The following is a 26393-nucleotide window of genomic DNA, read 5'->3' as shown; positions in this document are numbered from 1 at the left end:
GCCAGGGGATGCCCTTGCGCTGGCTTCCTGAGAGGGGCAAGCAAGGTCCTTGTCATTTTTTAGCAAATTTTAATGTTTCTTAAATATTACGGTTGGATAATGCCATTGCCTCGGAAGAAGGGAGGAAAAACACTTTTTTTTCTTGACCGAAGGATAAAAAGGATTATTTTTGTCTCATATCGAAACCGCGTCTGTTCCCGGTTGACCGCAACCGCACTGAGGAGGAATGCCATGCAGACCCAGACCGATCTGTCCAATCTGGTCATCGATTGGAATATGACCCCGGAAGACGCTGTGACCCTGTATTTGGAATGGGGCAACAACTCCTGGTACGCCGAACATAAGCCGGTCACGGGAAAGCACGACTTCTCCACCTATTTCGTGGTCAACACCTGGTCCGGCAAGCCCGAATTGAGCCTTGTGCGGCGCAATTCCGAGGATTGCGTGGAACTGGCCACCTTCGATCTCCCCGAGGATCTGGCCCGGGATTTCATGGAGGAGCAGGGCGGCAACAAGGGCGTGTACGCGCCGAATGAAGCCATCAAGGAGTGGCTGCAACGCACCCACTTCAATTAGAATTTCGGTCGATATTTCCGCAAACCTTCTCCGAAACCCCCGCACCATACCCCTCACGCCCTGACGCGACCCCGGGAGGATAGGCCCCGAGGTCGCGTCCTTCTTTGTGCCGGCGGGGCTTGCCCGGTCCGGGCGAAGCTGCCACACTGTCCCCCATGCTCCTGGCCATCGTCTCCGATATTCACGCCAATCTGGAAGCCTTCGAGGCGGTTTTGGCCGATATCGACCGTCATGCCCCGAAGGCCATCGTGAGCCTCGGCGACAATATCGGCTACGGGCCCGACCCGGCCGAAGTGCTGCGGCTTTTGGCCCGGCGCGGCATCCCGAGCGTTCGCGGTAACCACGAATGGGCCGTGGCCGATGCGTCCCGGGAACGCCTGTTCAACTCCCAGTCCCTGGAAGCGCTCGTGCGCACCCGGGAACTGCTGCCGCCGGAGCTTGTCGCGCGCATCGCCGAGCTGCCCACCTCGCTTGCCCTGTACGGCTGCCGTTTCGTCCACGGCCTGCCGCCGAACGACACCACGACGTACCTGTTCGAGGCCGGCGACACGACCCTGCGTCGGGCCTTCGCCCGAACGCCCGAACGCGTCTCCTTCGTCGGCCACACCCACATGCTGGAGGCGGCAAGCCTGACCGGTCGCGACGTTTTTCGCTACGAACTGTCCCTTGGCGACAACCCGCTGCCGCTCTCCCAGGGCCATATCGTCAATGTGGGCGCGGTGGGGCAGCCCCGCGACGGCGACAACCGGGCCAAATACGGCCTTTACGACGATGCCTCCGGCATGCTGACCATCCGGGCCGTGCCCTACGACATCGAGGCCGTGGTCAAAAAAATCATCGCCCGGGGCCTGCCCCGCCGCTACGCCGACAGGCTGCGGTGACGCACGGCGCGCGACGCGGAGGGGAGAGAATGCCTCCGGCGGCCAGGAGGGGCGCTGCCCCTCCTGGACCACCCCGCCGGGAGGCCGAGGGCCCCCCGGTCCCCCCTTCCTGCCGGGGACGGTTTTCCTGGCGTACCGCCAGGAAAGCCGCCCCCGGCAATAAAGGGAGAACGAGAGGAACCACGCGCACCGGGCGCGGTCCATTAGAAGTTTTTGAAAGGGGTCCAGGGGGAAACTTTTTTCAAAAAGTTTCCCCCTGGCCTCGGGTTGCCAAGTGGAGAACGGGCGATTAGGTGAGGAAAGGAGGAGGCCCCATGAAGGCGCAAACGCAACTTTTACAGCAGGTGCTTGAGCTCGATCCCGTGTCGCGGGCCGAGTTGATCGATGCCGCGCTGGCGAGTTTCGACGCCGACGGCGCGCAAGCCATCGACGCGGCCTGGGGGCGCGAGGCCGAATCCAGGATCGACGCCTACGAGGCCGGCCAGGTGGGTGCTCGTGGCGCGCGGGATGTCTTCGAGGGCCTGTCCCGCTAGCGCGGCATGCGGGCGCTTTTTCTCGATCCGGCCGCCCGGGAGCTTGAAGCGGCTGTGGCCTATTACAATGCCGAATGCCCTGGCCTGGGGTTCGAATTCGCTGCGGCCGTAAAAGAGACGTTGGCCCGTATTCTGGCCAACCCGGATGCATGGCAGGCGCTGTCCGCAAGAACCCGTCGCTGCCGCGTCGCCCGTTTCCCCTATGGCCTCATCTATCAAAAGCGCACGGACTGTATTCTCGTCGTCGCGGTCATGCACCTGCGCAGACATCCTGATCATTGGAAGGACCGGGCATCCCCTGCCCCCCGTTGAAAGTTTTTGAAGGGAGTCCCGGGGGAAACTTTTTGAAAAAAGTTTCCCCCGGGCCGCCGGAGGCATTCTTTCTTCATGCGCAGTATCGACAAATATCCCATTCTCGGCGTGCTTGGCCGTGGCGGCATGGGCGCGGTGTTTCGGGCCCGGGTGCCGGTCGTGGACCGCATCGTGGCCTTAAAGCTCCTGCGTCCCAACGAGATGACCCTGGCTTTGTGGGGCCGTGAGCGCGTGCTTACGACCTTTCGCGACGAGGCCGCGCGCCTGGGCTCGATCCGCCACAAGAACGTGGTCGGCGTGTTCGATTACGGACAGGCCGGGGAGTGGCCCTATTTCGTCATGGAGTATTACGGCGAATCCTTGGGCGCGATCATGGGCGAGACCTACCGGGTCGAGGACCCGAGCCGAAGGCTTCCGGTCCTGCGGGCCGTGGGCTACGCCAGACAGCTTCTTACGGGACTGGCCAGACTTCATTTCGCCGGCATCGTCCACCGCGACGTCAAGCCTTTCAACCTGCTCGTCACCGACGACGACGTGGTGAAGATCACGGACCTGGGCCTGTCCAAGGTGCGCGGCGAGACGTATCGCGGCCCGGACAACATGAAGGTCGGCTCGCCCTATTACGCCGCGCCGGAGCAGGAGGACGACCCGGACGCGGCCGACGCCAGGTCCGATCTCTATGCCGTGGGGGTGACTTTTTTCCGCATGCTGACCGGCCGGCTGCCAGAGCCCGGGACCGGCGGCGTGGCGGATGGGGAAGTTGACGCCGGGGACGAGTTCGACGGGCTTTTCGCCCGGTCCCTGGCCGAACGCCCCCGGGACCGCTTTGCCGATGCCGGCGAGATGGCCGAGGCGCTCGAGGTCTGCGCGGCGGGCTGGTCGCGGCGCATGGAGGGAGTGTGCGCCGGAGGCGGGGCGTTTTTGGCCGCGTCGGACAACCATCCGGACGCCGCGTCCCTGCGCCGCGAACCGGCCATGGTGTCGGTGCACGAGGCGCGGGAGGCCTTCGGGCTGGACGTGCTGTGGCGGCCGCAAAGCTGGTGGCCGGGGAATTTCGAGCCGGACGGGGAAGGCGTGCTGCGTGACCCGGCAAGCGGTCTGGCCTGGATGCGCCGGGCCGCGCCCTACGGCCTCACTTGGCAGGAAGCGGCGGTCTACGTGGACCGGCTCAACGCTTCCCGCGCCGGCGGCCATGCCGACTGGCGGCTGCCGACCATGCCGGAGCTGGCCACACTCTTGCGCCCGGAACCCACCGGCGAGGGCTACTGCCTGCCGGCGGCCTTCAGCCAGCCGGTGCGCCGGGTGTGGAGCGCGGACCGGGCCAACTACGCCAGCGCCTACGCGGCGGACGTGGAACTCGGCTACGTGACCCGGGCCGATTTCTGTTGCCCCATATCGGTCCGCGCTGTGCGATAGGGAAGGGTGAAGAAGGTGCGAGAGGGGAACCCTTTTTGAAAAAAAGTTCCCCTCTCGCGCTCTCCCCTCCCCAAAACTTTTAACGGTTACAACTGGATAGCCTGTGGTGTCTCGTAACTGTTAAGAGTCTTTGGAAGGGGGGCCTGGGGGGAGAACCTTTCTGCAAGAAAGGTTTCCCCCCAGCTCCTCTAAATTGGGCATTTTTCCTTGGTCGGGAGTTTTTTCCCGGTCAGGCGCTTGTAGAGGAATTCCTCCACGGGTTTGCCGCCGAGTTTTTCCAGCTCGATTTCTGCCCGGGCCGCGCCTCTGTGTCCGCCGGCCGAGCCGATGTCGCCGAACATTTTGGACGCCACGTGCCCCATGTTGCGCCCGATGCCGTCGCCCCGGAAAATCACCACCACCTGCTTTTTGATCACCCCGCACAGCATGTTCCAGGACAGCCCGTGCACCCGGGCGAAAAAGTCCGCCAGCATGACCAGGATGTCCGGGCTCTCCAGGCTGTCCATGTACACGAACAGGCCTCGTTGGCCGATGAAGCGCATCTTGCGGAAGGCCTTGGAAAAATACTTGAGCCAGTGGCGGTGGTACTCGCTGGAGATGATCTTGCGCACGACCTGCATGTCCGCGCTTTTGGCCAGATAGCTGAACGCCTTGACGTCGGCCTCCACAAAATGGCGCTCGAAGCTCTGGGTATCGGTCTTGATGCCGTAGACCAGGGCCGTGGCCAGCAGTTTTCCCGGCCGGATGTGCATGTTGTAGAGATACTCGGTCATGATGCTGCTGGTCGCGCCGTAATCGGGCCGGATATCGGCGAAGGCGGCCTTGATCGGAAATTCGGACTTGATCGGATGATGGTCGATGATGAGGCTGAAGTCGCAGATCTTGAAATCCGGATGGTGGGTGGGCTGGGAGTCGACCATGGCGAAATGGTCGTATTGCGCCTTGACCTCCGGGGTGAGCATGACGTTGGGGATGCGTAGAAAGCGCATCATGGCCAGGTTGTCGGGGCGCTTGATCTCGTTGACCCGGGCGATGCCGACGTCGGCCACCCGGTGGACCATGATGCGCCGCAGGGCCATGGCCGAGGCCATGGCGTCGGGATCGGCGTTGATGACGATGAGCCACTTGTCGTCGCGCCCGAACATCTGCGTCAGCCGTGTCACCTCGTTGGTCAATTTGCGAAAATAGCTCATGCGGCATTTCCCTTGAGCGTTATGGCGCAGCCGGCCACGATAAGGCGCACGTCGGCCGCCATGGCGGCCACGGTCTGATTGAGCGTTCCGAGGGCGTCCGCGAAACGGCGCGTTGCGGCGTCGGCGGCGATGCCGCCCAGTCCTGTTTCGGTGCTCACCACGATCAGTTCCGGCCCGGCGGGGTCGGCGTAGGGCGTCATGCCGAGGCTAAGGGCCGCGTGTAGCGGTTGCATTACAGTTGTGTCATGGCAGGCGAACAGCCAAAAGTCCAGGCTGTCCAAAAGCACGGCGCCGCCGCGCGCCGCCTCGCGGGCCAGCACGCCCATGGCGCCCTCGCCGGCCTCGATGACGGCCACGGAGGCCGGTCGGGCTTTTTTATGGGCGGCGATGCGCTCCCGGAAATCGAAATCCAGGGCCCGGCCGGTGGCCACCACCCGGTGGGGCGGCGCGGCGGCAAGAAGCAGCCGGTCGCCGAGGGCCGATTTGCCGGATTTGACGCCGCCGAGCAGGAGCCGGATCACGCCTTGTCCCCGCAGGCGGCCTCGGACGTCTTGCCGCAGGTCAGGGCGTCGAGCACGGCCATGCTCTCCACCAGATGGAACGGGGCGAAAACTTCCAGCACCACCGTGCGCGGGCGCAGGTTGCCGAGCATCCAGACGAGGACGTCGCGGCCTTCCGGGGACAGGCAGGTCAGGGTGCGGTGGGCATGGCTGCGGCCCGGGGGCGGACCTTCGGCCCCGAAGGGCGAGTAGACGTGGAGCATGCGCGTACGCTCGACGAGTTCGGCCCGGTCGGTCGGCAACGTCTGGCCCAGGGCCAGCATGTGGCCGAGATCGAGACACACGCCGCAGCCGGCGGCCACGGCCATGTCCAGCACGTCCTCGGGCGAGGCGTCCTCGGTATTTTCCAGCAGCAGCGTGGCGGGATCGCGGCCCGTGACCGCCATGGCGGCCAGAAAATCCTCCAGATCGGTCAGGCTTCGGGGCGGGTGGAGCACCATGGCCCAGGGCGAGAGATGGGCGGTTTTGGTCAGCAGCCCTTCCATGGCCGTGAACGCGCCCGTGCCGCCGCGTTCCCAGGGCAGGTCGAAGGGGAGGTGCAGATGGTAGGCCAGGCCGTAGGTCTTTTGGGGCAGGTCGTCCGGCCCGTAGGCCAGGCAGCTGTCGAGTTCCAGCAGATACAGGCCGACTTCGGGCACGGTGCGGGCCAGTCGTCGACAATTGACTTTGGCGGTTTCCGGCCACACGCAGCTCGGGGCCGCCAGCCGCCAGGCCGCAGGGCAGTTGTAATTTTGTATCATATCGAAAATATTGATTATAAAAAACGATTGTGAAAGCTTGAGCGTCCGGAAGTTCGGGCGTATGAAGTGCCGGTTGTCATTATGTGAGCGGCCAGTCGGTGCGCCGCGTTTGCAATGGCGGATGCATCCCGCCGGTGTTTCAAGGTGATGGTGTCATGCGACAAATTCGTAATTTCATGCAGCATTTTTTCAACCCGCTGCACGTGTATTGCCGGTTGCAGGACCTTGGCGTCAAGGCGCCGACGGCCCATCGGATGTCCCGGGCCTACGAACGCTATCTGTGGCGATTCATCTGGTAGGCGCGTCCGCGTCGAAAAGCCCCAGCTGTTTGACCTGGCTGACCGTGCGCGCCCGCAGCGCCCGGCGCCGCACCCCCCCGAGATCAAGGTTTTCCAGAAACCGCGAACGCTTGAGCATGAGCCTGCGACCGAAAAGATCGCGACGCAGGGCATGGGAGAGGAACAGGCGGCTTTTGGCCCGGGTGAGCCCGACGTAAAAAAGCCGCCGCTCCTCCTCCTCGTCCATCTGTCCGGCCAGGTGCCCGGGTTTGCCGCTTAAAAAGTCCGAACCGGCAAAGGGCAGGATGCCGTCTTCCAGGGCCGGCAGAAACACGGCCGCGAATTCCAGCCCCTTGGCCGCGTGCAGGGACATGATGCGCACCTTCTGGGCGCGTTTGCCCACCAGCTCCAGTTCGGTCTGGGTGGCCACGTGGTTGAGCAGTCCGGCCCAGCCGTCGTGGGCGTCGAAGCCCCGGCACAGATCCCGAAATTCCGGTCCCTGCCAGAACAGGCGGTCGAAAGGCGCGATGTCGCCAAGGTAGGCCGACAGCCCCAGCGGTCCCTTGGCCAGCACCCGGTCGGGCAGGGTAGGCGGCTTTTCCACGTCCGCCGGCGCGGGCAGGCCCAGGAGGCGTCCGGCCGCGGCCAGAAGCAGCCGCACCCGGGGCTCGTTCCAGTAGGCGTCGGCCTCGGGCGCGGCGCAGGGGATGCCGAAGCGTTCGAGGCTCTTGCGGATGGGGCCGATGAGCCCGGAAAAACGCACCAGCACGGCCAGATCGCCCGGGGCCAGGGTGTCGGCGGACAGGTCGCGGGCCAGGGTCAGCGAGGTGCCGCCGAGAAGCGCCTGGATGCGCTCGCCCATCCAGCCGGCCTCGCCGGCGGCGGTCGGGGCCTCGAAAAGCTGTATCTCGCTGGCCACGGGTGTTTCGGAACTGAGGCGCGAGATAAGCGGCGCGCGGCCCGGAAAAAGTCCGGCGGCCAGGTTCAGGATCGGCTGGGTGGAGCGGTAGTTCTCGGCCAGGGTGGCGACTTCCAGATCCGGCCAGGCCGCGAGCAGTTCGGCCCGCACCCCCGGGGCCGCGCCCCGGAAGCCGTAGATGGACTGGTCCGGGTCGCCGATGGCGAAAAGGCTGGCCCGGTCGCGCCCGACCAGGGCGGCGATCACGGCCAGTTGCAGCGGCGTCAGGTCCTGGACCTCGTCCACCAGCACATGGGTGCAGGTCGGCTGTTCGCTGCCGGCGACAAGCTTTTCCAGCCAGAATTCCAGCAGATCGGTGAAATCGAGCAGGTTCCAGTCGGCTTTCTGCCGGGCGTAGCGGTCGGCATAGAGCCCGGGGCCGGCGGTGTCGGCCGGGGGGAGCGGTGTGAGCCGTTCCCGGGCCAGGGACAGTTCGCGCCAGGCGGCCCGCAGCCGGGCTCCGGAAAGTTCCGGGTTGACCGTGGCAAAAAGGCGTCTGGCGGCTTCTTCGGAGAGGAGCACCGGTTCCTGGCCGCCGGAGGCGGTCCAGGAGGCCAGGGCCAGGGCGTGCAGGGTGTCGGCCCGGGGCAGGGCGGCGTTTTCCGAGGCGCTCTCCACGGCGTCTTCGGCGACGCCGGCGTCGCGGGCCAGCCGCTCCCGGAGTTCCCCGGCCGCCCGGCGGGTAAAGGTCACGGCCAGGATGTCGTCCGGCGGCACGCCGGCATCGAGCAGGGCCCGGATCTTGGCCAAAAGCGTATGGGTCTTGCCCGTGCCCGGTCCGGCGACCACCAGCTGGTGGCGGGCCTGGGACGAAACGGCCGCGCGCTGGGCTGGGTTGAGGCCCCGGTCAAAGGGCTTCGGCGGGGCCGGCTCTGCGACTCCTTTCGGCGCGGGGGGTGGGTCCGAGGGCGGATCGTCCTCCACGGCCGGTTCGCGGGCGGTCTTGGTCCTGTCCGGCGTCGGCGGCACGGCCAGAAAACGGCCGACCTTGAGCTCGCGGCGTTCCTCGGGGGTGAAAACCGCGATGCGGCCGTACTGGCCGTCGAATCCGGGCGTGCGCAAGACCCGGCCCCGGCGCATGCGGCTGACGGCCTCGGCCAGGGCGGTGCTCACCCGGCCGATCTCCTCGGCCGGAGCCTCGCGCAACACGGTCAGTTCCGCGCCGAAGCGGGCCAGCATCCGGGCCACCAGCCCATGGGCCTTGGCCGTCTTGGGCCCGACGCCCATGACCTCGCCGGCCAGCTCGTCCAGGGGAATAAGCGACGTGAACCCGGGCATGCCTTCCGGCCGCACGGGCTCGGCGCGGTCGGCCAGATCGAGCACCCGGTGCAGCACGCCGAGGGTCATGGGCTTGCCGCACACCGGGCACAGCCCGCCCCGGGCCTTGGCTTCGGCCGGCTCCATGACCACGCCGCATTCCCTATGGCCGTCGAGGTGGTATTTGCCCTCTTCCGGGAAAAATTCCACGGTGCCGCAAAATTTCGGCCCGACACCCTGGCCGCGAAGCGCCCGGTAGATGCCCTCGAAAGAGGGGTCGCCGGAAAAGATGTTGCATTCGCGGCCGAGCTTTTCGCCGGAATGGGCGTCGGAGTTGGAGATCATCCGGAAGCGGTCCAGGGCCGACAGCGTCCAGTTCATCTCCGGGTCCGAGGACAGCCCGGTCTCCATGGCGAAGATTTCCCTGGCCAGGGACCCGTAGCACTCCTCCACCGAATCGAAGCCCGACTTGGAGCCGAAAAGCGAGAACCACGGCGTCCAGATATGGGCCGGCACGAGAAAGGCCAGCGGGTCGGTCTCAAGCGTCATCTCCAGCAGATGGCGGCTGTCGAGGCCGAGGATCGGTCGGCCGTCGGAGGCCAGGTTGCCGACCTTGGCCAGCTTGGCATTGAGCTTTTCGGCCGCCTCGAAGGAGGGCATGTAGACGAGGTTGTGGACTTTGCGGACCTTGCCGCCGCGTTTGTAGATGGAGCTTATTTCCGCCGAAAGCAAAAAGCGCACCCGGCCGGCCGGATGCGCGTCGGGCAACCAGGGTATTTCCCCGGCCAGGCCCTTGGGATCATCGAGGCGCAAAAGCCCGCTCCCGTCCGGAGTCAGGGCTGCCTTGAGCTCGTCGAGCCAGCCCGGGTGGGTGAAGTCCCCGGTGGCCACCACGGTGAGCCCCTTGATTTCGCCCCAGGCGGCCAGGTTGTACGGGGTCAGCCCCTTGCTGGTGGCTCTGGAATAGCGGGAATGGATATGCAAATCGGCGAGGTACTGCTCCATGGACTTTGGCATACAGGGATTGGCCAACTGCGGCAAGCGTCGTGCGGGGCGTTACCGGCGTAACGCCGGATCGCCGCATGGTTGCAGCGGCGCGGACACAAAGGAAAGAGGGGATGCGGCGGCGGTCCCGGAAAACGTCACGGGCCGGCACACGCGCCGCGTTCGCGCCTGCCGGCCCGTTTGGCGACTGTTGGGGCGTTTACGGCCTCGCGGCGACGGCGGCCTGCCGGATGGCGGCGTAGACTTCGAGCGGTCCCTGGCCGTTTTTCTCGCTTATGGTCTTGATGGTGGCGTCGGGTGTGGCCGCGATGCCGCGGTCCTTGAGCCCGGCCACGATGCGCGCCGTGTCGAGGCCGTAGGTCTGGCACAGGTCGGACAGGCTGCGGTTGCCGGTGCCGGGCGGCGGCAGCTCCGGCAGTTCCTTGCCCGTATCGGGTGCGAAGGCCTGGTAGAGCTTTTGCGGCGAGACGCCGTAGCGCCGTGACAGTGAGAGCAAGGTGGCGTCCGGCGCGGCCGCGTCGTAGCCGGCCTTTTTGAGGCCCTTTACAATGACCTCCGGCGTCAGGCCGAGCTTGGGCGCGAGCGAGGCCAGGGGAGAAAGTTCGGCATGGCCGTAGGGCGGTTCGCCGTACAGCCGGGCCGCGCGTTCCTTGAAATAGTCGCTGCCGGCCAGGAAGGTCGAGAAGGGCGGCAGCCCGGCATAGGTGCCGAGCCCCACCAGCAGCACGATGGCGCAGGCCGCAACAAAGGCCGGCGTGACGATCACCAGTTTTCTGGCCCGGCTCAGATAGGCCACAATGGCCTTCCAATTGTAATAGGCATGAAGCGCCAGGGCGAGAAGAAACAGCATGCCCAGGTTGACGTGCAGGTTGCCCCACTGCGTCTTGTCGAGGCCGAAAAGCGTCCAGTCGGACCAGTAGGCGACGCGTCCCTGGGGAGCGATGTACAAGATAAGGCTGGTGATGATGGTCAGGACAAATGCGAGCAGCGCGACAAGGGACGTTAACTTGCGCATCATGATCCTCCGTTGTGTCGGGGCTTTTCGTCAGAGTCCCTGGAAGGGGAATCACTGAACCGGTTTTTATTTTTTCCGTGTGCAGCCTTGCAGCTTCTGCGTCGAAGACTTTCCACCCGGGATTTGTGTTTGGCCGCTGTCCCCCTCTGTTGTTGGGAGGGGCGTGTTGTGTCGCTTGGATGCACAAAATATAGAACCGTTTTTTGTGCATAGGGCAATAGCAACAACCGGGCCAAGGGGAATATCGCGCGGCGACGGGAGTTTTTTATACAGAGGTCGAAAATGCGTATGGATTTTAAACAGTGGCGTGTGTGAAAAATATACTAATATTAGAGTATATTACTATGAAATGCGACAGGGAGCGACCCGCGGCCGGGGACTTGCGAGAGGAGGGGATGCGGACGGGCGGATGCTGGGCACAAAAAAAGGGGGACGCCGAAGCGCCCCCCCGAGTATCCGTGGGATGCGTCGCTGCCTAGTTGCCTTCGGCGGCGTGGTGCATCTTGATCTCGACCTTGTTGGTGAGACCTTCGTAGTACTTGCGCAGCTTGACCAGGACTTCGTCGCGGCCAAAGTGATCCGGAATCTCGCCGCCCTCGGACAGCATTTTGCGCAGCTTGGTGCCGGACAGGATGACGCGGTCTTCCTTGGTGTGCGGGCAGGTGCGCAGGGAAGCCATGCCGTCGCACTTGTAGCAGTAGAAGGTCCAGTCGATCTTCAGCGGCTGGCAGAGCAGGGCCTGGCCGGCCTTGGGGGCCTTGCCGTCGGCATAGGGAATGCGGTCGAAGATTTCCTGAGCCTCGAACATGCCGTAGAAGTCGCCGACGCCGGCGTGGTCACGGCCGATGATCATCTTGTTGACGCCGTAGTTCTGGCGGAAGGTGGCGTGGAGCAGGCCTTCGCGGGGACCGGCATAACGCATGTCGAGGGGATAGCCGCCCTGGACCACGTTCTTCTCGACGAAGTAGTGCTTGACCAGGGTGTCGATGCAGTCGACGCGCACTTCGGCCGGGATGTCGCCGGGCTTCAGGTTGCCGATCAGCGAGTGGATGATGACGCCGTCGCAAACTTCGATGGCGATCTTGCACAGGTACTCGTGGGAGCGGTGCATGGGGTTACGCAGCTGCAGAGCGGCGACGTTGGCCCAACCACGCTCGTCGAAGATGGCGCGGGTCTCGGCCGGGCGCAGGTAGACGCCCTTGTACTTGGTCGGGTACTCGCCCTCGGACAGGACGTTGACCGGACCGGCCAGGCAGACGTCCTTGCGGGCCATGACCATCTTGACGCCCGGATGGTCCTCAAGGGCGACCTTCCAGAACTTGTCGTCGGCGGAGTCGTCGCCGTGGCCCTTGTAGACCAGCTCGGATTCCCACTTCTTGTCGGCTTCGGTCATCTCGAACTTTTCGGTGACCTTCATGGTGGCGTAGATTTCGCCGTTGCGCTCGAGGGTGATCTCCTCGCCCGCCTTGATCCCGGCGGCGTCTTCCTTGGTAACCGCCAGCATGACGGGAACCGGCCAGAAGGTGCCATCGGCCAGGGTCATCTTCTCGACGACGCTCTTCCAATCGGCCTTGGTCATGAAGCCTTCGAGGGGCGAAAAGCCGCCGATGCCGATCATGATCAGGTCGCCCTTTTCCTGGGCGGTGATCTCGACCTTCTTCAGGCCAGCGGCCTTCTTGAGCTCGGCTTCCTTCGCAGCGCCCTCGAGCAGGCGAATGACCAGACCTTTGCCTCCATGCGGCGGAACCAATTTGGACATGTAGCGCCTCCTTACCGGTGATTTTGTTTAACGTTTCCGCGTTATCCGTGGGTGGCCGGATGTAGTACCGGAGCCGGCCGTCCCCATGAGTGCGCTTCGTATACACCAGGGCCAGGGGAATACCAAGTGAAAAATGTGTCAAACACCACGAAAATGTCTCTAGGCCATGCCGCAACGGGCGGTTTTCGCTTCCGGCCCCCCGCCGGCCCCTCGCCCGCATTGACCTCGACACCACCTTCCATTATGTGCCTAGCCGACTCCTGGCGTCGCTTCGCCAAAGGCCCCCTCATCCTATGGACATCGCTCGCATCCGAAATTTCAGCATCATTGCCCACATCGACCACGGCAAGTCGACTCTTGCCGATCGCATTCTCGAACTCACCGGCGTCATTACCGCCAGGGAGATGCGCGAGCAATACCTCGACCGCATGGACATCGAGCGGGAACGCGGCATTACCATCAAGGCCCAGACGGTGCGCATTCCCTACAAGGCCGCCGACGGGACCGACTACATCCTAAACCTCATCGACACGCCCGGCCACGTGGACTTTTCCTACGAGGTCTCGCGCAGCCTCGCCGCCTGCGAGGGGGCGCTGCTGGTGGTCGACGCCACCCAGGGCGTGGAGGCCCAGACCCTGGCCAACGTGTTTTTGGCCCTGGACAACGACCTGGAGATCATCCCGGTCCTCAATAAGATCGACCTGCCGAGCGCCGACCCCGAGGCGGTCAAGGCCGAGATCGAGGAGGCCATCGGGCTTCCCTGCGCCGACGCCGTGTCCGTTTCGGCCAAGACCGGGGCCAACGTGGACAAGGTCCTCGAACAGATCATCACCAAGATTCCGCCGCCCAAGGGCGACGCCGCCGCGCCGCTCAAGGCCCTGATCGTCGACTCCTGGTACGACTCCTACCAGGGCGTCGTGGTCCTGTTCCGGGTGGTCCAGGGCACGGTGACGCATGGCCAGCGCATCAAGATGATGTCCACGGGCGCGACCTTCGAGGTCATCCGCCTGGGCGCGTTTTCCCCGGGGCCCATCGACATCCCGAGCTTCGGGCCGGGCGAAGCCGGCTTTTTGTGCGCTAACATCAAGACGCTGACCGACGCCCGCGTGGGCGACACCGTCACCGCGGCCGAGGACGGCGCAACCGAGGCCCTGCCCGGGTTCAAGGAAATCAAGCCCATGGTCTTTTGCGGCCTGTACCCGGTGGACGCGGCCGAGTACGAGGTTTTAAAGACCGCCCTGGAAAAGCTGCGCTTAAACGACGCCGCATTCACCTACGAGCCCGAGACGTCCCAGGCGCTCGGATTCGGCTTTCGCTGCGGCTTTCTGGGGCTGCTCCACATGGAGATCATCCAGGAGCGGCTGGAGCGCGAGTTCGGGGCCAACCTCATCGCCACCGCGCCCTCGGTCATCTACAAGGTGGAAACGCTCTCCGGCGCGACCATCTCCATCGAGAACCCGAGCAAACTGCCCAAGACCCAGGAAATCGCCACCCTCTACGAGCCCTATGCACGCCTCGAGATCCACACCCCCAACGAGTACGTGGGCGGCGTGTTCAAGTTGTGCGAGGAAAAACGCGGCATCCAGAAGGACGTGCGCTATCTCACGGCCAGCCGCGTCATCATCACCTATGAACTGCCGTTCGCCGAGATCGTCTACGACTTTTTCGACCGGCTCAAGTCCGCCACGCGCGGCTACGCGTCCCTCGACTACGAGATCATCGACTACCGGGCTTCCGACCTGGTCAAGCTCGACATCATGATCAACGGCGACCCGGTCGACGCGCTGGCCGTCATCGTGCACCGCGACAACGCCTACCATTACGGCCGGGCCCTGGCCCTGAAGCTCAAGCGCGTTATCCCGCGCCAGCTCTTCGAGGTCGTGATCCAGGCGGCCATCGGCACCAAGATCATCGCCCGCGAGCGAAACGCGCCCATGGGGAAAAACGTCACGGCCAAATGTTACGGCGGTGACATCACACGGAAACGTAAACTCTTGGAAAAGCAGAAGGAAGGCAAGAAGCGCATGAAGCGCATGGGCAACGTGGAACTGCCCCAGGAAGCCTTCCTGGCGGCGCTCAAGGCCGGAGACGACTAACCGGCCCGCCTTTTCCAAACCTCCGACCACGGCCGGGGCGTCCGCGCGCGGCTCGCGCGGGCCTGCCCGTCCCGCCGCCCCCGAAAACAAGGAATCACGACGATGAACCCGAGATGGCAAAAGCTGCTGTTGGAATATCTTGAAGCCCTGGCCGTAGCCCTGGTGCTGGCCTTCGTCATCCGCACCTTCGTGGTCCAGGCCTTCAAGATCCCCTCCGGCTCCATGCTCGATACGCTGCTTATAGGCGACCACCTGCTGGTCAACAAATTCCTCTACGGCACCCGCATCCCCTTTACCGACAAGTCCATTTTGCCCCTCGAAAATCCCCAGCACGGGGACGTCATCGTCTTCGAGTTTCCCGAGGACACCTCCAAGGACTTCATCAAGCGCATCATCGGCGTGCCCGGCGACGTGCTGGAGATGAAGGACAAGGTCGTCTACAGAAACGGCCAGAAGCTCGACGAGCCCTACGTCAAGCACACCGATCCGGGCATCCAGGCCCGGCGCGACAATTTCGGTCCCATCACCGTGCCGCCCGGAAAATACTTCGTAATGGGCGACAATCGCGACGAATCCTACGATTCCCGCTTCTGGGGCTTCGTGGACAAGGACAAGATCCGGGGCAAGGCCTGGGTCATCTACTGGTCCTGGGACGGCCCGTCCGACATTCGCTGGAGCCGCATCGGCCGCCTTGTGCGGTAGATAGGGATGCCTCCGGCGGCCGGGAGGGGCGTTGCCCCTCCCGGACCACCCTACCGGGGGGCCACGGGCCCCCCGGTCCCCCCGACTCGGCTTTGGTCGGGTTGAGCCGGGAACGGATAAAGGAAGCATTCTTTTTTTCTTGAAATGCGGCGCTTCGCCGCTGGCGCGGTTGTTGCCGCAATCGGCCCGGTGTCGCAGCGCGAAGCGCTTCGTGCCGGCGGGCCGATTGCGGCAACAAAGACTCGATTCCCATTCCCATTCCCATCAACCCGCGAAGTCCCACCCGGCAAAGCGTCAAGGGGGGACCGGGGGGCATCAAGCCCCCCGGCGGAGTGCAGAGGCGGAGCCTCTGCCGGGGTCCGGGGCGGAGCCCCGCTCGCCCGCCCATCCGGGGAGAGCACGCATGCAAGCGAAAAAGTGGTTGCTGCTGACGGTGATGACAGTGGCGGCCACGGCGGGCCTATGGCGCATGCACCTGCCGGCCGCGCTCTTGATCGGCCCCATGCTGGCCGGCATCGTCATGGCCCTTTGCGGCGGCGACATCGCGCTGCCCCGCGCCCCCTACATCCTGGCCCAGACCGTTGTCGGGGCGTTTATCTCCCGGGCCGCCACTCCGGACATCCTGCCCTCGTTTTTAAGCCGCTGGCCGCTTTTTCTGGCCGTGGTCCTGGCCACCATCGCCGCCAGCGGCGTGCTCGGCTGGCTGCTCTACCGCCGCCATGTCATGCCCGAAACCACTGGCATCTGGGGCACGTCCCCGGGCGGGGCCACGGCCATGGTGGTCATGGCCGAAGCCAACGGCGCGGATGCGCGGCTGGTGGCCTTCATGCAGTATTTGCGCGTGATCTGCGTGGCCCTGGCCGCTTCGCTGGTGGCGCATTTCTGGCAGGGGAAGGGCGGTTCGGTCTGGCTCGACGTGGTCTGGTTCCCGGCGCCGCAGTGGCAGACGCTGCTGCCGCTGCTCGGACTCTTTGCCCTGGGGGCGCTGGTCGGGTTCGGCACGCATATTCCGTCCGGGGCCATGCTCGCGCCCATGGCCGTGGGCGGGGCGCTGCACCTCTCGGGCGTGGCCATCGCCGATGTGCCGGCCTGGCTTCTCGCCGCCACCTACGGCGCCATCGGCTGGCGCATCGGGCTCGGCTTCACCCGCCAGGTGGCGCTGCACGCCGCGCGCTCCCTGCCGGCCATCCTGGCCTCCATCGTCGCGCTCATGAGCTTTTGCGGCGTGCTGGCCTGGGTCATCGTGCGGTTGGCCGGGGTCGACGCCCTGACCGCCTACCTCGCCACCTGCCCCGGCGGCATGGACACCGTGGCCATCATCGCGGCCACGAGCCCCGTCGACCTGTCCTTCGTCATGACGCTCCAGACGGTCCGCTTCTTCCTGGTGACGTTCCTCGCCCCGCCCATGGCCCGCTTTCTGGCCAGCCGAGCCATGCGGCATTCGCATGGAGGAACCGGGGGAAACCCTTTCTGAAGAAAGGGTTTCCCCCGGACCCCCCATCCTAAAGACTTTCAATGGTTACAGCGCATTACCGTCACCGCATTCGTAATCGTTAAAAGTTTTGGGGAGGGGAGAGCGCGAGAGGGGAACCCTTTTTCCCAAAAAGGGTTCCCCTCTCGCACTTTCTACCTCTCCCTAAGCCAATTCGTGGTAAATCGAAGCGATGTCTTCCGGGCTGGGGCGGCGGGGGTTGACCCGGCTGCTGCCGTTTTCCGCCGCTTCCCGGGCCATGTCGACCAGATCGCCCGTCGGCACGCCCACGTCGCCCAGGGTGCGCGGCAGGGGCAGCTCGGCGGCCAGTTCCTTCAGGGCGACAGCCGCCTGGCGCGAGGCTTTTCCCAGGTCCATGCCGTCGATGCACCGTCCGAGGGCCATGGCGATGCGGGCCATGCGCTGCGGACAGGCCGGCCGGTTGTAGGCCGCGACATGGGGCAGCAGCATGGCGTTGGCCGCGCCGTGGGGCACGCCGTAGCGCGCGCCCATGGGCCGGGACATGGCGTGGACGAGGCCGACCGAAGCGTTGGAAAAGGCCTGCCCCGCCTGCATCTGGGCATAGAGCATGGCCGCGCGGGCATGCAGGTTGTCCGGGGCGGTCACGGCCAGGGCCAGGTTGGCGCCGATGGTCTCGATGGCGGCCAGGGCCAGGGTGTCGGAGAGCGGGGTGGCCAGCTTCGAGACGTAGGCCTCGATGGCGTGGGTCAGGGCGTCCATGCCCGTGGCCGCGGCCACTTTGGGCGGCATGGAGGCGGTCAGTTCCGGGTCGAGGATGGCCGCCGCCGGCATGAGCGTTTCGCCGACCAGCAGCAGCTTGTACTTGCGGGCCGTGTCGGTGAGGACGGCGACCCGTGTGACCTCGCTGCCCGTGCCGGCGGTGGTCGGTACGGCGACAAGCGGCGGTCCCTGTTTGAGGCCGGTTGCGCCTTCGAGGTTTGCCAGCGGCCCGGGATTGGCCAGCAGGCAGCTGATGGCCTTGGCCGCGTCCATGGCGCTGCCGCCGCCGAGGGCCACGAGCACGTCGCAGCCTTTTTCCCTGGCCAGTTCCGCGCCTTCCGTCACCGTATCGAGGCTCGGATCGGATTCCACCCGGGCGAAGGGCACGGCCGCGACCCCGGCCGCCGTCAGCAGGGCGCAGGTCCGCTCCAGGGAGCCGTTTTTGGTCGAGGAGGAGCGGCCGGTCACGACAAGGGCCGTTTTCCCCAGGCGCGCGGCTTCCCGGCCGACGTGTTCCAGGGCGCGGGGACCGAATTGGATGCGGGGCGGGGTGCAAAAAAGGCGGGTGGTCGTCATGACGTTTCCTCCGTGGCCGCGTCCGGGCCGACGGTTATGGGCAGGGGCAGTTCCATGATGAAGGTGCTGCCGCGGCCGAGTTCGGATTCGGCCCAGATGTGGCCCTTGTAGTGTTCGACGATCTGGCGGCAGATGGCCAGCCCCAGGCCCGTGCCCTTGCGGCGGCGGCCTTCTTCCATCGTGTCGCCGGCCTGGGCCTGGTGGAACTTGTCGAAGATTTTTTCCAGGGACTCCCGGGGCACGCCCTGGCCGCTGTCGGCCACCTCCACCCGCAGCATGCCGTCCCGCCGGAAGGCCCGCAGCCGCACATGGCCTTCGTCCGTGAACTTGGCGGCGTTGCCGAGCAGGTTGACCAGCACCTGGCTTAAGCGATCGGGGTCGATCAGAAGCGCGGGCAGGTCCGGGGCCAGGTCCATGGAAAAGGCCACGTCCGGCTTGGCCTCGAAGTCGGCGCTGACGGCGTCGGCGGCCCGGGTGATGATCGCGGCCGGAATAACGGCGGCGTCGCGCCACTGGGCCCGGCCGGCTTCGATCTTGGACAGGTCGAGGAAGTCGTTGATCAGCCGGGTAAGGCGTTCGCCCTCGCTTTCGATGATGGCCAGGTTGGCGGTGATGCGCTCCGCCTGGCGGCGCAGGCGGTCGCCTGGACCGCCTCCCTGGGCGAAGGGGGCGAAGAAGCGGTTGAAGTCGCGGGCGATGAGCTTGGCAAACCCCATGATGGAGGTCAGCGGGGTGCGCAGGTCGTGGGAGACGGTGGCCAGAAATCCCGATTTAAGCCGGTCGAGTTCGGTCAGGCGCGCGTTGGCCGCCTCCAGTTCCGCCGCCTTTTCGGCCAGCCGGCCGGTGCGTTCCCTGACGGCCTCGCGCAGGTGGCGGTTTAAGATCTCCAGCCGCCGCTCGGCCCGGAGCCGGGCCGTGACGTCGGACAGGGTGCCTTCGGTGTAAAGTGGGTTGCCGGAAGCGTCGCGCACCAGCCGGGTGTTGATGCGCACCCAGATGGTCTGCCCGTCGCGACGCAGGAAGCGGGCCAGAAAGCCGGTCACGCTGCCTTCGCGCACCAGCCGGCGCAGCATGTCGCGGCGCTCCTCGGGGTTGTGGAAAAGCTGTTGGCCGACGTCGGTGATGCCGTCCATGAGCGCCTGGGGCGAGTCGTAGCCGAGCATGCCGGCCATGGCGGCGTTGGCCGAGAGGATGCGGCCGTCGAACGTGGTCTGGAAGATGCCCTCGGTGGCGTTCTCGAAAATGTCGCGGTAATTGCGCTGGGCGGCCGACAGGCGCTGCACCGTGGACTGCATGGTGCGCCCGAGGCTTTGCAGTTCGAAGCGCAGGTCCGCCAGTTCCGCCGGGTCGCCGGGGGCGTCGTCGCCGAGGCTGACTCGGGCGGCGTAGCGCTCCAGGCGCGACAGCGGCCGGATGATCCGCCAGCGCACGACCACGGCCAGGGCCAGGGCCAGGGCGGCATTGAGCCCCAGGATGCGCAGGAGGATGCGCAGCAGGGAACGCTGCAGGTCTTGCGCGACGAAGCGGCGGGTGGCGAAAAGTTCGAGGGTGCCGAGGCGGTTTTTTTCGTAATGGATCTCGCGCCGCTCCCTGATGACGTCGGACAGGGCCGGTCGTTCGGTCAGGGCGGTGGGCTTCCAGTCGCGGTCCCGGGTGCGGCCGATGGAGATGCCCTTGTGGCCTTGTTCGGTCACCACGACCGCGGCGATGCGTTCGTTGCGCATGACGCCGTCGACGAGGCGGGCGGCGTGGTCTTTTTCAAGATACCACAGGGGCATGGCCAGGTTGTCGGCGAGCTGGTCGGCGATGGCCGACAGGTCGTAGCGCAGTTCCGTGTCCAGGCGCTGCTTTTCGCCGGCATAATCCAGGATGCCGAAAGCGGCCAGAAGCAGGGTGTTGACGCACACGACCGTAAGCAATACCGCGCCGCCAACAGAGCGTGTCAGGGAGAAGCGGGCGGAGGTCATGCCGTCGGGATTCCCGGTGGGGTTGGGGTCGCGCCGCCTTGAGGCCAAGGCTCGCTATCATACGGAGGCTTGCCGATGCTAGCATCGCCTCCGGCAAATGGAAAGGGCGGGTCGGGTAAAATCCTTGCGTGGACCGCAAGGCGGGGATATCGGTTATCGAACGATTATGAGTCTTTCCACAATTCGTACCGCCGCGCTTTTAGGCGTCGACGCCTATCCCGTGACCCTGGAAGTCGATCTGGCGCGGCAGGGCATGCCGTCTTTCACCATGGTCGGGCTGGCCGAGGGGGCGGTGCGCGAGAGCAAGGAACGGGTGCTTGCGGCGCTGAAAAACGCGGGGCTGCGGCTGCCGCCGGCGCGCATCACCGTCAATCTGGCCCCGGCCGACATGCGCAAGGAGGGCTCGGGCTACGACCTGCCCCTGGCCATGGCGCTGCTTGCGGCCGTGGAGGCGATTCCGCGGGATGCGGCGTCCGGCTATTTTCTTTCCGGCGAACTGTCCCTGTCCGGCGAGCTCAAGCCCGTGCCCGGTATCCTGCCCCTGGCCGCCCGTGCCCGACGCGAGGGGGCCAGGGGGCTCGTGGTGCCCCGGGCCAATGCCGCCGAGGCGGCGGTGGTCGAGGGGCTCTCCGTGTATCCGGCGGCCGATCTGGCCCAGGTCCTGCGGTTTTTCAAGGACGAGGAGGACATTGCCCCGGCCGTCGCGCCGCCTTTTGCCGCGACCGGGGAAGGCGACGCCTTTGCCGAGGATTTCGCCGAGGTCAAGGGCCAGGAGCATGCCAAGCGGGCGGTGGAGATAGCGGCCGCGGGCTCGCACAACCTCCTTTTCATCGGCCCGCCGGGTTCGGGCAAGACCATGCTGGCCAAGCGCATCCCCACGGTGTTGCCGCCGCTGCGTTTCGACGAGGCCCTCGAGGTCACGACCATCCATTCCGTGGCCGGCCGGCTGGAGCCCGGGTCCGGGCTGCTCGCGGCCCGGCCCTTTCGCAGCCCGCACCACACCATTTCCGACGCCGGGCTCATCGGCGGCGGCTCCTATCCGCGCCCCGGCGAGGTGTCCATGGCCCACCGGGGGGTGCTTTTTCTCGACGAGCTGCCGGAGTTCAAGAAATCCGTCCTGGAAGTGCTGCGCCAGCCGCTGGAGGATGGGAAGGTCACCATCGCCCGGGCGGCGGTGTCGCTGTCCTATCCGGCCGACGTGATGCTGGTCGCGGCCATGAATCCCTGCCCATGCGGGGCGCAGACTTCTGACAAAATGGCAGCGTAAATTTTGTGATCTTTTGGTCGGTTATCCAAAACTTGAGCATTGCGGCACGAAGAAATGAACGCTGTTCCCGCCTTGTCCAGGTCTTAAAAGTAGCAAGAGCCTTGACCGTGATAGCGGTAACCGCCTCGACATCCTGAATCGTGGGGCCGCTTGAGATTGCCATGGCATGAAGATGCGCTCGCAAGCGTTCCTGTTCCGACTTGATAGATGCCAACTTGCGGTCCAAATCTGGACGTTCGATGATGCCTTCCACGTGTAGGTCTATTGCCCTTTTTTTGCTTTTCTCCAGCCTCGTTAACTTATCCTGAATGTTCGCTAATTCGGCGTCGTGATGAACGTTTGCTTCTGATCCAAAATTGAGCGCCACTTGCTCGCTTACATAATCAGGGTCAGATAGTTTTCGCTCAATAAAACGCATGACCATTTCTTCCACGTTTTCGCGATGCATGTAATGGGAGAGGCATCCTGGGCCACCAGCTTTCTTGAAGTGGTCAGACTTTTGCCGGCAGTAATAGTAGTCTTTTTTGGGGCCAGCCTTGCCACCGGGGACCGTGTACATCGGTTCGCCGCAAACGGCGCACCGGAGGAGCCCCTTGAATAGGAAGAGGTCGTCGGCCTGCTGCCGACGCTCCACGAATCCACCTCGCTTAGCCGATAAGATTTCCTGGGCCCTCCAAAAATCCATGGGATCGATGAGAGGCTCGTCGATGACCTTGACCCGGATGATCTCCTCGGGGAGGCGCGCGACCTTGCGGCGATCGCCCTGGCGACCATCCGCTTTCAATCGCTTCTCGCTGGCCCGCTTTTGGGTATAGGCCCGGACACCGATATAAATTTCGTTGCGCAGCAGGTTGGAAATGGTCCGGTGATGCAAGCCAATCTGTCGTTGAAGCTCAGACAGGTTGTGCTCTCCGGCCAGAAAACGGGCGAACAGGTCCCGGACGATTTCAGCATCCGTGGTATAGAACCATTGTTCGGTTTGCCGATCATAACCGACGCCGGTCGGGAGACAGATTGCGGACTGCGGGCATTTCCCTTGGCGGCGTTTTTCCTCCTTGGCCCCGATCATTCGCTTCTTGATCTGGGCCAATTCATTTCCGGCTATGATGGATTGCAGGCCGGACATGAGGAAACCGGCCTGAGTGTTGATGTCCACAGTGCCGTCGGGCAGGTAGATGATCGCGCCGGCCTCTCGGATGTCCTGGAGGATGGCCAGGGATCGAAAGTCATCCGGGCGAAGCAAGCGGTCGAAATCGGCGCAGACGATGCCATGAGCCTGGCCAGACTTGAGCATGGCAAGCATCTCCTGGACCTCGGGCGCATGGATCGTGGCCGTACCGCTGACGTCCACCAGCCGGACCGTCCGCACCACGACAAGGCCGTGGCGTTCGACGGTCCGGCGATTGGCCTCCATCTGCCGAGGCAGGCCCGCGCGGTCATCACCGGCTTGCATTGAGGTCGATACCCTGAGCAGTTCAACGACAGGCTTGCCCTTGCTGTCCTTGTCTCTTCGCACCTGTGATCTCCCTGGCCATATCGAGCGCGGCGGCCTCGTTTCCCGCTTCAAGAGCCTCTTTGAGCGTTTCCAGCCTTCGGGACAAGTTTTGTCCTGCGGCCAATGCTATTTCAAGAGCTTTTCTGTTCATGCGTAAACCTCCGTCAGGCAGCGAGGCTATGCGGGTATTCAACTTGGAAAATCCCGAGCCGGCCCAGGCAGGGATGGAACGGGAGGGGGTGGGCGTCTGCCAGCACCCAATGCCATTGCCCCGGGATGGCCCAGGGCGAGGGATGGCCGCGCACGCAATCCACGATGGTGGTCATACCGACGATGCCACCGGTTTGGGCCTTGAGATCGTGCAAGGTGACCTTGTTCGGAACCGCGTGCCCGGCTTTCCTGGCCATCATGGCGCAGTCCCTGACGTCCTCACGGATTTCATCAGGGCGGAAGTGCTTGCCGGCGTGGATCAGGATTGGGCCACGGAACCGCGTCGCCCAGGATCGGTTTTCGATGTCCTTGCCCAAAACAAGGATGGCCCATGGCCAGGGCTGACGGATGGAGATGCAGGGCATGGTGATCATGGCTTTCCCTCCCTCGGCGTCCATTCCTGTTCGCAGTAGGAAAGCTCTCCCGTCGGGAACCATCCCTTGCCGCATTGCGGGCCGCCTTTACCCTGCAGAAACCAGACGCAGTCCCGGCAACGCCGATTCGTCTTGCGCATGTAGCCCTGGGCCCGGCGGGCTGTTTGTTGTTGCTTCATACTGACAACCTCGCTTCCCGGCGCACGCCGCGCTCGTACAATCGGCGCGTCCGTAGCCGGCGTTGCTGGCGCTCCTCGGCATCCTTGGCCGCATCCGCCAGGATGGCCAACCGCTCCAGGCGGGTTTCTAGGGCGCGCTGGCGCTGGCAGTCAGGCCGGCCACAGGTTTTGTCTTTGAGATGGTAGGGAACAAAAAGACGGCCGCTGATAGGGCAATGGCGACGGGTCATGGTGTCACCTCTTCCCGCAGAACGGACACACGCGAAACCCGTTTACCGTCCCGCAATGCTTGCAGATGTGCATTCTGCATCTCCCGCCGTGGGGACCGCCGCCCATCTTGACGCTGTTGATCCGGGCGAAATCTTTTTGCTTGGGCTTCTTGGTGGGGTCTTTCATGCTTCAAACCATCCTTGGACGATTTCCGCCGCCGCTTGTGAAAACGTCGGCCTGTTCTTGCAAAGCTCCTTGAGGAGGGCGGATTGGCACTTGAGGCATAGGTCAATCGTCTCACCCGTGCTTTCCATGGCCCCGGCGGCGTCTTGACGCCGACCCGTTTCGAGGAACAGCGTTTCAACATCCTTAGTAGACTGGCAGTGGTCGCACTGCTTGATTGTGGCCATGCCGACCTCCAAATAAAAAGACCGCCGTACGGCGGCCTTCCATCTATTATTTGTTGTAAATGCCTACCTCGCCCGACATAACCCGGCCACATCCCGCCGGACCAAATCTCACCGTGGCTTACCATGTTCGGGACGCCAACCGGAGTTGACGCCCCTGCAAGGCAAGCCGCACCGTGCCGCACATAGCCCCGCATCACCGCACCATTCCAAACCAGACCTGGGCCCGCCTTGATCGGGCCAAGAATCGCTTCCTGGCCCTTGAAGGCAAGCCATGCTTCACATCGCCACAGCCGGCCTAGCCAAGGAATACCCCACCTTGATCGGTGCAACGGCTTTCGCCGCTGCACCTCGAAGGCAAGCCTTGCCATGCAACGCCGAGCCCGGCCTACCCTGGCCCCACCTCTCCGCGGCAAACATCGATCGGCCCGACGACCGAAGTCGCCTGACCTTTGAGACAAGCCTTGCCAAGCCTTACATTGCCCGACTCCGCATCGCCCTACCAAACCTTGCCACCCTTGCCACACAAAATTCACATCAGAGCCTTCCTGGCCCCTGACCTCAACGCCGCCAGTTTGGCTTGGGCGTCGGCGTTCTGTCGCCGCTGTTCGTCGGTCAGTTCCCCGAGTCGGATATGCGTCAGGCGCATGTGGATCTTGTTCAGGGCCTTGGTCATCTCCTTTTGGCCCTGGTCCATGGTCCATCCGGTTTGCTCGGCCGGAGGGATGATTCGGTAGCCCTGACCTCGCACGTTCTGCAAAATCAGGTCGTAGTCTTCGGCCAGGGCCTTTTGGAACCGTTCCATTTGACCCATGAAGATGAGTCGTTCTTTCTGGTATTCGCCGACTGTGCAGGATGCGTCGGAGGGAAAATCACGGACTCGGAAATGCTCATAAAACCATGACATGGGGATGATGTCGCCCGGGTAGAATTCGGCATGATCGAATGCCACCAGGGCGTTTTGCCACCCCTTGTCGTATTGCATTCCTTCGGGAGGCTGGCGGGACTGTGCGGCCGGCATAGGTTACGCGGCCTCCTTGCGCACCTTCTTTCCGTCGATGGCCACCACCTCGAAGCGCCCGAACTGCCCTCCCTTCGGGGACCCCGGCCGGTAGTCTCCCAGGCCGGTCATCATCCCGGCGCGTTCCACGATGTCCACGATTTCTTCACGGTTGATGACGTCGGGCTGGAAGGCGATGGTGAAGGTGATCCCCCAGGACCGGAATATGGGGCGACAGCGCACTGTGGTGGACGTCTGGACCTTGACCGGGCGCATGTCGGTGAACTCGCCCGAGTCGAAGAGGTCGTCGATGGTGCGGGGGCCTTCGTACTGAAGCGGGCAACGATCCTCGACGACTACGACGCCCCTGTTCACAGCACGCCCCTGCTTGTTGATGGTCCCAGCGTCCCGAAGCATGGCCTGAATGCAACGCGAGGGGATATAGGGCCCGTCCACCTCGTCGAAGTAAATTCCCCCGCGGAACTCTATCTTGGCTATTTCAGCCAAGTCGGCGTCGGTTTTCTTCCGCTTCCCCGTGACCGCTTTCAGCTCCTTACACAACGGGTCAAGCGGATTCGCCAGCCGCGTGTTGTCGTGCATAAGCAGAGGAGCGATGCCTTCAATCTGAAAAGTGATGCGTTCCATTTTTCTGTCCTTGAGTTAAAGGTCCCTTGCCTTGGCCCACCGGGCCCCACCTTACAACGCCAGGGCATACCTAACCTTCCGTGGCTCACCCCGCCGCGCCTCATCCCCGGCCCGGTTCCTCCTGAACAGGGCCGGTCGGAGGCGGGTGCTAAATACGGTCCCAGGTAGCCATTTTGACGACTTCGCCCGTGACGCCAGGGGAAAGGACTTCCTTGCCGAGCAGGCCATAAGTGTCGCCGTCAATCAGCCGGTACGCGTGTTCCTCCACGGCTTGGCCGGCTATCTCTTCAGCCTGCTGCTGGGGGGCCTTGTCGTCATCCACGGTGATTTCGACCTCGGCCGAGTACCGATAGCGATAGGTGTGGACGGCCATCAGATGAGCCCCCGGTCCATGGCCAGCCATTCGGGCATGGTCACGGTAATCATGTCGCCGCGCTCGGCATCCTCGGGCCATTCGACCTGGCTCACCGGCAGGCTGATTCCCTCCCCGTCGTATTCGACGATGATGGCCGCCCCGGCCTCGCACCTAAATTCCAGGTCCTCCACTTCGATCATGTCGTTTCTGCCCAT

Annotated in this window: 27 protein-coding genes; 10 read left to right on the top strand and 17 right to left on the bottom strand. The window is 64.4% G+C overall.

Going from position 1 to position 26393, the window contains the following annotated elements; translation table 11 throughout:
- Positions 1-231: 231 nt before the first annotated feature.
- The 5 genes from K9F62_03410 to K9F62_03390 all read left to right on the top strand — a co-directional run bounded on the left by K9F62_03410 (position 232) and on the right by K9F62_03390 (position 3718).
- Positions 232-576 (top strand): hypothetical protein, encoded by a 345-nt coding sequence (locus K9F62_03410; GenBank protein UJX41762.1) that lies wholly within the window; start codon positions 232-234, stop codon positions 574-576.
- Between the two features lie 155 nt (positions 577-731).
- On the top strand, positions 732-1457 hold the full coding sequence (locus K9F62_03405; protein ID UJX43114.1) for a metallophosphatase family protein: 726 nt from the start codon (positions 732-734) through the stop codon (positions 1455-1457).
- A 314-nt stretch (positions 1458-1771) separates the two neighbouring features.
- Positions 1772-1990: an addiction module protein gene (locus K9F62_03400; protein UJX41761.1), complete on the top strand. Its 219-nt coding sequence runs from the start codon at positions 1772-1774 to the stop codon at positions 1988-1990.
- Positions 1991-1996: 6 nt separating this feature from the next.
- Positions 1997-2302 (top strand): type II toxin-antitoxin system RelE/ParE family toxin, encoded by a 306-nt coding sequence (locus tag K9F62_03395; protein ID UJX41760.1) that lies wholly within the window; start codon positions 1997-1999, stop codon positions 2300-2302.
- Between the two features lie 75 nt (positions 2303-2377).
- Positions 2378-3718, top strand: a complete 1341-nt coding sequence (locus tag K9F62_03390; protein UJX41759.1) for a protein kinase — start codon at positions 2378-2380, stop codon at positions 3716-3718.
- Between the two features lie 188 nt (positions 3719-3906).
- Here K9F62_03390 and K9F62_03385 read toward each other — a convergent pair whose 3' ends face one another.
- The 3 genes from K9F62_03385 to K9F62_03375 are packed head-to-tail and all read right to left on the bottom strand — an operon-like array spanning position 3907 to position 6211.
- A complete protein-coding gene (locus K9F62_03385) occupies positions 3907-4911 on the bottom strand; it encodes a DHH family phosphoesterase (protein UJX41758.1) in 1005 nt (334 codons plus the stop codon).
- Complete coding sequence (locus K9F62_03380) at positions 4908-5432, bottom strand: bifunctional adenosylcobinamide kinase/adenosylcobinamide-phosphate guanylyltransferase (protein ID UJX41757.1); 525 nt, start codon at positions 5430-5432, stop codon at positions 4908-4910. The genes K9F62_03385 and K9F62_03380 overlap by 4 nt, the downstream gene beginning before the upstream one ends.
- A complete protein-coding gene (locus K9F62_03375; GenBank protein ID UJX41756.1) occupies positions 5429-6211 on the bottom strand; it encodes a xylose isomerase in 783 nt (260 codons plus the stop codon). Before K9F62_03375 ends, K9F62_03380 begins: the two co-directional genes overlap by 4 nt.
- Before the next feature lie 155 nt (positions 6212-6366).
- Here K9F62_03375 and K9F62_03370 point away from each other — a divergent pair, with 155 nt between their 5' ends.
- Positions 6367-6510, top strand: a complete 144-nt coding sequence (locus K9F62_03370) for a hypothetical protein (protein ID UJX41755.1) — start codon at positions 6367-6369, stop codon at positions 6508-6510.
- Here K9F62_03370 and K9F62_03365 read toward each other — a convergent pair.
- From K9F62_03365 to sat, 3 genes are all read right to left on the bottom strand, one after another.
- Positions 6500-9709: a UvrD-helicase domain-containing protein gene (locus tag K9F62_03365; protein ID UJX43113.1), complete on the bottom strand. Its 3210-nt coding sequence runs from the start codon at positions 9707-9709 to the stop codon at positions 6500-6502. The two genes, K9F62_03370 and K9F62_03365, sit on opposite strands and share 11 nt — an antisense overlap.
- 199 nt (positions 9710-9908) lie before the next feature.
- Entirely contained in the window at positions 9909-10727 is an 819-nt protein-coding gene (locus K9F62_03360) for a DUF4405 domain-containing protein (protein UJX41754.1), read from the bottom strand.
- A gap of 472 nt (positions 10728-11199) precedes the next feature.
- Positions 11200-12483, bottom strand: coding sequence for a sulfate adenylyltransferase (gene sat, locus K9F62_03355; GenBank protein UJX41753.1), 1284 nt, complete (start codon positions 12481-12483; stop codon positions 11200-11202).
- A gap of 293 nt (positions 12484-12776) precedes the next feature.
- Here sat and lepA point away from each other — a divergent pair, with 293 nt between their 5' ends.
- The 3 genes from lepA (at position 12777) to K9F62_03340 (ending at position 16755) form a co-directional block, all read left to right on the top strand.
- Positions 12777-14579 carry a translation elongation factor 4 gene (gene lepA / locus K9F62_03350; GenBank protein ID UJX41752.1) on the top strand — a complete coding sequence of 601 codons (1803 nt, stop codon included), beginning with the start codon at positions 12777-12779 and terminating at the stop codon, positions 14577-14579.
- A 102-nt stretch (positions 14580-14681) separates the two neighbouring features.
- The gene (lepB, locus tag K9F62_03345; GenBank protein ID UJX41751.1) at positions 14682-15281 is read left to right on the top strand and encodes a signal peptidase I; all 600 of its coding nucleotides are present in this window, start codon (positions 14682-14684) and stop codon (positions 15279-15281) included.
- Between the two features lie 403 nt (positions 15282-15684).
- The gene (locus K9F62_03340) at positions 15685-16755 is read left to right on the top strand and encodes an AbrB family transcriptional regulator (GenBank protein ID UJX41750.1); all 1071 of its coding nucleotides are present in this window, start codon (positions 15685-15687) and stop codon (positions 16753-16755) included.
- 162 nt (positions 16756-16917) lie between these two features.
- Here the strand turns inward: K9F62_03340 and K9F62_03335 are convergent, their stop codons facing one another.
- Together K9F62_03335 and K9F62_03330 are read right to left on the bottom strand one after the other, a co-directional pair.
- Positions 16918-18069 (bottom strand): iron-containing alcohol dehydrogenase, encoded by a 1152-nt coding sequence (locus K9F62_03335; protein UJX41749.1) that lies wholly within the window; start codon positions 18067-18069, stop codon positions 16918-16920.
- Positions 18066-20036 carry a PAS domain S-box protein gene (locus tag K9F62_03330; GenBank protein UJX41748.1) on the bottom strand — a complete coding sequence of 657 codons (1971 nt, stop codon included), beginning with the start codon at positions 20034-20036 and terminating at the stop codon, positions 18066-18068. Before K9F62_03330 ends, K9F62_03335 begins: the two co-directional genes overlap by 4 nt.
- A gap of 166 nt (positions 20037-20202) precedes the next feature.
- On the opposite strand from K9F62_03330, the gene K9F62_03325 reads away from it, so the two are divergent.
- Positions 20203-21303: a YifB family Mg chelatase-like AAA ATPase gene (locus K9F62_03325; GenBank protein ID UJX41747.1), complete on the top strand. Its 1101-nt coding sequence runs from the start codon at positions 20203-20205 to the stop codon at positions 21301-21303.
- On the opposite strand, the gene K9F62_03320 is transcribed toward K9F62_03325, so the two are convergent.
- The 9 genes from K9F62_03320 to K9F62_03280 all read right to left on the bottom strand — a co-directional run bounded on the left by K9F62_03320 (position 21191) and on the right by K9F62_03280 (position 26393).
- Positions 21191-22819: a recombinase family protein gene (locus K9F62_03320; protein UJX41746.1), complete on the bottom strand. Its 1629-nt coding sequence runs from the start codon at positions 22817-22819 to the stop codon at positions 21191-21193. The two genes, K9F62_03325 and K9F62_03320, sit on opposite strands and share 113 nt — an antisense overlap.
- A complete protein-coding gene (locus K9F62_03315) occupies positions 22779-22949 on the bottom strand; it encodes a hypothetical protein (GenBank protein ID UJX41745.1) in 171 nt (56 codons plus the stop codon). Before K9F62_03315 ends, K9F62_03320 begins: the two co-directional genes overlap by 41 nt.
- Before the next feature lie 13 nt (positions 22950-22962).
- Positions 22963-23382 (bottom strand): ASCH domain-containing protein, encoded by a 420-nt coding sequence (locus K9F62_03310; protein UJX41744.1) that lies wholly within the window; start codon positions 23380-23382, stop codon positions 22963-22965.
- Between the two features lie 175 nt (positions 23383-23557).
- Positions 23558-23791, bottom strand: a complete 234-nt coding sequence (locus K9F62_03305) for a hypothetical protein (protein UJX41743.1) — start codon at positions 23789-23791, stop codon at positions 23558-23560.
- A gap of 162 nt (positions 23792-23953) precedes the next feature.
- On the bottom strand, positions 23954-24181 hold the full coding sequence (locus K9F62_03300) for a hypothetical protein (GenBank protein UJX41742.1): 228 nt from the start codon (positions 24179-24181) through the stop codon (positions 23954-23956).
- 529 nt (positions 24182-24710) lie between these two features.
- A complete protein-coding gene (locus K9F62_03295; GenBank protein UJX41741.1) occupies positions 24711-25199 on the bottom strand; it encodes a hypothetical protein in 489 nt (162 codons plus the stop codon).
- A gap of 3 nt (positions 25200-25202) precedes the next feature.
- The gene (locus tag K9F62_03290) at positions 25203-25823 is read right to left on the bottom strand and encodes a hypothetical protein (GenBank protein ID UJX41740.1); all 621 of its coding nucleotides are present in this window, start codon (positions 25821-25823) and stop codon (positions 25203-25205) included.
- Between the two features lie 148 nt (positions 25824-25971).
- Positions 25972-26196: a hypothetical protein gene (locus K9F62_03285; protein UJX41739.1), complete on the bottom strand. Its 225-nt coding sequence runs from the start codon at positions 26194-26196 to the stop codon at positions 25972-25974.
- Positions 26196-26393 carry a hypothetical protein gene (locus K9F62_03280; GenBank protein UJX41738.1) on the bottom strand — a complete coding sequence of 66 codons (198 nt, stop codon included), beginning with the start codon at positions 26391-26393 and terminating at the stop codon, positions 26196-26198. Before K9F62_03280 ends, K9F62_03285 begins: the two co-directional genes overlap by 1 nt.

Source organism: Desulfovibrio sp. JY (assembly GCA_021730285.1).
GTDB lineage: Bacteria > Desulfobacterota > Desulfovibrionia > Desulfovibrionales > Desulfovibrionaceae > Solidesulfovibrio.
Note: the sequence above shows the minus strand (reverse complement) of the source record. Positions and strands in the feature narration are given on the sequence as shown.